This is a genomic window from Streptomyces spongiae, assembly GCF_009377185.1.
In the GTDB taxonomy this organism is placed as follows: domain Bacteria; phylum Actinomycetota; class Actinomycetes; order Streptomycetales; family Streptomycetaceae; genus Streptomyces; species Streptomyces spongiae.
The window spans coordinates 1-6,297 of the sequence record NZ_VJZC01000578.1; the positions used below are offsets into that span (position 1 = coordinate 1).

Annotated in this window: 4 protein-coding genes; 2 read left to right on the plus strand and 2 right to left on the minus strand. The window is 72.0% G+C overall.

Going from position 1 to position 6,297, the window contains the following annotated elements; genetic code table 11:
- Both FNH08_RS41915 and FNH08_RS41920 read right to left on the minus strand, forming a co-directional pair.
- On the minus strand, positions 1-1,501 hold a 1,501-nt coding region (locus tag FNH08_RS41915), incomplete at its 3' end, for a sigma-70 family RNA polymerase sigma factor (RefSeq protein WP_194238808.1).
- A gap of 190 nt (positions 1,502-1,691) precedes the next feature.
- Entirely contained in the window at positions 1,692-2,459 is a 768-nt protein-coding gene (locus FNH08_RS41920; protein WP_152776756.1) for a TetR/AcrR family transcriptional regulator, read from the minus strand.
- Between the two features lie 414 nt (positions 2,460-2,873).
- Here FNH08_RS41920 and FNH08_RS41925 point away from each other — a divergent pair, with 414 nt between their 5' ends.
- Positions 2,874-4,241, plus strand: coding sequence for an NAD(P)/FAD-dependent oxidoreductase (locus FNH08_RS41925; RefSeq protein WP_152776757.1), 1,368 nt, complete (start codon positions 2,874-2,876; stop codon positions 4,239-4,241).
- A gap of 331 nt (positions 4,242-4,572) precedes the next feature.
- Complete coding sequence (locus tag FNH08_RS41930; protein WP_322726327.1) at positions 4,573-6,264, plus strand: ATP-binding SpoIIE family protein phosphatase; 1,692 nt, start codon at positions 4,573-4,575, stop codon at positions 6,262-6,264.
- Positions 6,265-6,297: the final 33 nt, after the last annotated feature.

Consider the following 6,297-nt stretch of genomic DNA (forward strand, 5'->3'; position numbering starts at 1 on the left):
GCGTGGGGACGGGGGCCGCCCGAGGGGCCACCGCTGGGACCTGCGGCCTGGGCGCGGACTCCGTCGTCGAGGGAGATCTCTGCGAGGGGGACTCCTTTGAGGGAGTCTTCTTCGAGGGCGCCGACGGTTCCGGTTCGGGCGTGGCCTCGACGACATGCGAAGGGGACGGACCGGCCACCGGTCTGCCCCGCCCCTCGTCGCCGCCCGCCATCGCGATCACGACCGCCGTGACGACACCGACCGCGACGACACCCGTCGCGACACCGGCCTTCACCGGCGCGCCCAGCCCCTCCGAGAGCGCGGTTCCACCACCGGCGCCCGCCCCGCCCGAGCCGCCGCCCGCCACGACGGCCGCGCCCGCGGCACCGGCCGCACCCGCACCGGCGCCACCGGCGACGAGGGCGGCCACCTTTGCGTACCCGGCGGCGCCGAACCACCCGATGACCGCGACCGGTACGACGGCGGGGATACCGCTCGCGACCTCCTGGATCTGACCGGCGGCCAGCCGGCACTTGACGCACTCCTCCAGGTGCTTGCGCAGCCCTCTCTCGGCCCGGGTGCGCAGACTGCCGCGGGCGTACGCGCCGAGCCGGTCGGCGTAGCGGGCGCATTCCTCGGAGTTGGTGGCGAGCGCGGCGCTCACATGCGCTTGGAGGTACGCCTGCTTCAGGCCCTCACGCGCGCGGCTGGCGAGGACGCGCGTGCCGTTGGCGTCCAGCCCGAAGAGCGTGGCCACCTCGCTCGGCGACTCGTCCTCGACCTCGGTGTGCCACAGCACGGCCTGCCACCGCTCGGGAAGCGACCGGAACGCCCGCATGGCCATCGACTGTTCGGCGCCGTGCATCGCCCGCACGTCCGCACCCAGGTCGAAGCCCGCTCCGAAGGCGCCCAGGGACGCGGTGGCGTCGGACGCCTCGGCGCTACGGGCCGCTTCCGTGGCGAACACCGCGAAGTCGTCGACCAGCTGCTCCCGTTTGGCCGACTTGGTCCAGTTCGCGGCGACGCGGCGGACCGTGGTGAGCAGATAGGCGCGAACGGCGTGTTCGGGACCGCTGCCGCCGCGCACCGCCTGCAGTACTCGGGCGAAGACCTCGGCGGTGAGGTCGTCGGCGGTGTGCGCGTCCCGGCAGCAGGTGCGCGCGTACCGGCGCACGGCCGACGCATGGCGCCGGTACAGCTCCTCGTACGCCGCGTCGTCGCCCGCACGCATCCGCCCGATCAGTTCGGAGTCGGACGGCGGCAGATCGGGGTCGTGCTTCCGCGTCGGCCGCAGGACGCCGCCGGACCGCTCACGCTGCGCCGGAACGCTGTGGCCGCGCACGCCACCTGTGCGTCCGGACACCCCACCGGTGCGTCCGGACACGCCTCCGGGACGGGGGACGCCCGGAACGCCCTCGGGCCGGCCGCCCTGGCTGGGCACCTGCCGTGAGGTCGGTCCACTGAGCTCCGTGCCGTCGTCGCCACTCTCATCGAGTGGCTCGTCCCGCCCGTCAACGTTCATCGCGGAAAGCCCTCGCAGCCTGGAGACCCGGTCCACAACACCGAGTCAGAGTGCCACATTGACCTTTGTTCAGCACCAGGCTGTAGGGGCCCTGCCCCTCGCCCCGTACGGGGAAGCCCCAGTGGGCGTTCCCCGTACGGGAATTGACACGACGGACCGCTGCGCGACCCGGGCCGGCGAGATCAGCAGGTCACGAGGGCCGCGACCGCAACCCCTCCAGCAGGATGTCCAGCAACCGCGCCGACGCGGCCGCCTGCTGCGCGGCGTCCGGCAGCGACGGCGCCGACGTGGCGATCACCAGCAGGACGTCCGACACGGTCACGTCCGGACGCAGCTCACCTGCCTCCCGCGCCCGGTCCACGAGCTGCCCCACGACCTCGAGGAGTGCCGAGGCACCCGCGTCGTCGTCCACCGAGGCGTCCTGGGACCCGGACCCGGACACGAGCCGCAGCTCGGTCGTCGGCTGGGACCGCTGCTGCGGCACCCGCGCGGTGTCCACGACGACCCCGTCCGGCCCGTCCTCGGCGACCCCCACGCGCAGCACCTGCGGCGGCAGCAGCCGCCCGGCACCCGAGGCCACCGACGTCCGCAGGAAGCGCGACAGCGCCGACCACGGCTCGTCCTCCTGCCCCAGTGCCGCACGCGCCTGGTCGGTCAGCCGGGAGGTCTCCTCCTCGGCTATCCGCCGGACCAGTACGTCCTTGCTCGGGAAGCGCCGGTACACCGTGCCGACACCCACCCGCGCGCGCCGGGCCACGTCCTCCATCGGCGCGCCGTACCCCAGCTCGCCGAAGACCTCGCGCGCCGCCCGCAGTACGTGCTCCAGATTGCGCTGTGCGTCCACGCGCAGCGGGGCCGTACGCGCCTGGTCCGCGCGTCCATTGATCCCTGCCGCACTCATCGTGCCGTTCGGTGCGACGACCGAAGCGGAAGACCAATGAGAGTCCTGAATATGCATATGTGTTCCCCCGGTAATGACGTCTCCCCCCGGAGACTCTCCCCGCCATTGAAGCTGGAGCGTGAGGAACGAGCATGGTCCACGAGCCGACCCGCCTGTCGCGAACCGCCCCGTATCCGACGTGACCGCCCGTCGCGGACCCGTCGGGCGGCGCACCCCTACACCCCGTCAAGACACGAACATAGTTGAGACGGAGTCAATTCAGAAGGGGCAGGTTCCGCACGGAGCGCCCCCCGATCGGACTACGGGCCGGATATGCCCCGATTGAACCCCCTGCTGTCACCGGGATCACACTATCTGACCTGCGGTTACTTCCCGTACTCCGGCATTTCGGCCAACCCTGCGCGCGCACGGCTTCCGGTCACACAAATTGCCGGGCCTGTGGACAAACTCCAGAGTCGGGTGCGTCATGGGATGGTGAAGGAACGTGTGCGCATCCTCATCGTCGGCGGCGGCTACGTCGGGCTGTACACCGCTCTGCGTCTCCAGCGGAGGCTGAAACAGGAGCTCAAGAGTGGCGCGATCGAGATCGTCGTCGTCTCGCCCGACCCTTATATGACGTATCAGCCCTTCCTTCCCGAGGCCGCCGCGGGCTCCATCTCGCCGCGCCATGTCGTGGTGCCACTGCGCCGCGTGCTCGACCTCTGCAAGGTCGTCATCGGTGAGGCCACGGCGATCAACCACGCCAAACGGACCGCGACGCTCACCACCCTCGCCACCGAGGAGGAGGGCGCGGGCGCGGAGCAGATCACCTACGACGAGCTCGTCCTCGCCCCGGGCTCGGTCTCGCGCACCCTCCCGATCCCCGGACTCGCCGAACACGGCATCGGGTTCAAGACCGTCGAGGAAGCCATCGGCCTGCGCAACCACGTCATCGAACAGATGGACATCGCCTCCTCCACCCGCGACCCCGCGATCCGCGACGCGGCCCTGACGTTCGTCTTCGTGGGCGGCGGCTACGCCGGCGTGGAGGCGCTCGCCGAGCTGGAGGACATGGCCCGCTACGCCGCGCGCTACTACCACAACGTCACACGCGACGACATGAAGTGGATCCTCGTCGAGGCCACGGGCCGCATCCTGCCCGAGGTCGGTGAGGAGATGGGCAAGTACGCCGTCACCGAACTGCGCCGTCGCAACATCGACGTACGCCTGGACACCCGGATCGAGTCGTGCGCCGACCGGGTCGCCGTCCTCAGCGACGGGGCACGCTTCCCGACCCGTACGTTCGTGTGGACCGCCGGCGTGAAACCGCACCCCGTCCTCGCCGCGACCGACCTGCCGCTCAACGGGCGCGGCCGGCTGAAGTGCACCGCCCAGCTGACCGTCGAGGGCGCCGAGCACGCCTGGTCCGCCGGCGACGCGGCCGCCGTCCCCGACGCCACCGCCGAGGAGCCCGGCAAGGAGTGCGCCCCCAACGCGCAGCACGCCGTGCGCCAGGCCAAGGCGCTCGGCGACAACATCGTCCACTCACTGCGCGGCGAGCCCCTGGAGACGTACGCCCACAAGTACGCCGGTTCGGTCGCCTCCCTGGGACTGCACAAGGGCGTTGCTCACGTCTACGGGCGCAAGCTGAAGGGCTACCCCGCCTGGTTCATGCACCGCGTCTACCACCTGAGCAGGGTCCCCACGTTCAACCGCAAGGCACGGGTGCTCGCCGAATGGACCCTCTCAGGGCTCTTCAAACGGGAGATCGTCTCCCTGGGTTCACTCGAACATCCCCGTGCGGAGTTCGAACTCGCTGCCGGTGGAAAGCCTTCGAAGGACCCGAAGGGGTCGTCCTGACCGGATCCAGGAACTCCACCGACCGGACCGGCGTCTGACGGATGTCGGCCCGGTCGGCCGGGCTGCCAGACTGGTCCACGATCTGGTCCACCATCCCGGTGCACGACCTTGGGCGGGCCGACAGACCCTGCGCACCTCCACGAGGTGTTCCCCCAGTGCTGCGCCTACGGGGACACACTTCTGGATAGCGTCTGCGACGCGGGCCGGATCCGGAGCGGGCCCGCGTCCCCACAACACAAGACGAGGATTCGGTACTGCACCTCCCGGGGGACACCCGGACCCCCGGCCGATCCGGGGCCGGCCCCAGACGACAAGACGAGGCAAGGAATCGGTGAACTTCACCCGCTGGAGCCCCCGGCTCCCCGGAATGCAGCGCCGCCCCCCAGCGCGGACCGAACTCGCGGACACCCCCGACCGGAGGGGAGAAGGCTCCGTACCCGCGGCGCGCGCCGAGCAACCGACCGACGGCACGCCATGCGCACCCGCCGTCAACGAGCTGGCGACCCGCGAGGTCCTCGACCGCATCCCGGCCCTCGTCGCCCTCGTACAGGGCCCCGACCACCGCATCGCGTACGTCAACGACGCCTATGCCGCCGCCTTCGGCACCCGCCCGATCGGCGAGCCCGCGCGCGAGGCCCTGCCCGAACTGGAAGAACTCGGCCTGCTGCCGCTCCTCGACCAGGTACTGCGCAGCTCCCGGCCCCGTACGGTCAAGTCCCGCAAGGCACCCGGCGGACGCTCCTACACGATCACCTGCACGCCCGTCGACATCTCGGCCACTCCCGAAGGGAGCGGCCCCTCCGGCGGCGTCGACGGCAAGGCCGGCGGCGGGGTGCTCATCTTCGCCGCCGACGTCACCGACCACGCCGAGGCCGCCGAGCGGCTGCGCACCAGCGAACGCCGCCAGCGCGAAACGGCCGTCACCCTCCAGCGCTCCCTGCTCCCCCAGGAGCTGGAGCAGCCCGACGACCTGCGCATCGCCGCCGTCTACCACCCCGGCGGCACGGAGGCCGCGGTCGGCGGCGACTGGTACGACGTCATCACCCTCGGCGGCGGCCGCACCGCCCTGGTCATCGGCGACGTCATGGGCAGAGGAGTACGGGCGGCAGCGGTCATGGGCCAACTCCGTACGGCGGTCCGCGCGTACGCCCGCCTGGACCTGCCCCCGCACGAGGTCCTCCAGCTCCTCGACGGCCTCGCCACGGAGATCGACCCGAACCAGATCGCCACCTGCGTGTACGCCGTCCACGACCCGAACGAGGGCCGCCTGGTCTACGCGTCGGCGGGCCACCTGCCGATCCTCGTCCGCGACGAGACCGGAGCGGTCCTGCGCACCGACGAACCCACCGGCCCCCCGCTCGGCACGGGCGGCTGGATGCACACCTCAGGCTCCGTACCCCTGGGCCCCGGCTCCACCGCCGTGCTCTACACGGACGGACTGGTCGAGCGCCGCGACGCGGACCTGGACGAGGGCATCGAAGCCCTGGAGAGCGCCCTCGCCGGCGCCACCGGCACCCCCCAGGTGATCTGCGACCGCCTGGTCCGCTCGGCGGGCGTCACGGCCGACCACGACGACGACGTGGCCGTCCTTGTCCTCCAGCACCCGGCCCGCACCGGCGCCGACAGCGAACTCTTCCGCAACGCCGCCCTGGAACTGCTCGGCGGTGTGGAAGCGGCCCCGCGAGCCCGCGCCTTCGCCTCCGGCGTCCTCACGAGCTGGCGGTTCCCCCCGGACCTCCACGACCTCGGCGTCCTGGCAGCCAGCGAACTGGTCGCCAACTCCCTCCAGCACGGCACCCCACCCATGCGCCTGCGCCTGCGCCGCACCGACCGCCGCCTGATCGTCGAGGTCACCGACGGAGACGACCACCTCCCACGCCGCCGCCACGCCGAACCGGCCGACGAGTCCGGCCGAGGCATCGCCATCCTCGCCACGATCGCCTCCAACTGGGGCTCCCGCCGCGCCCCCGGCGGCGGCAAGGCGGTGTGGTGCGAATTCGCACTGCCGCGGGCCGGCACCTGAACCGACCCGAGCTGGGTGGGTTGTGTGCGGGTG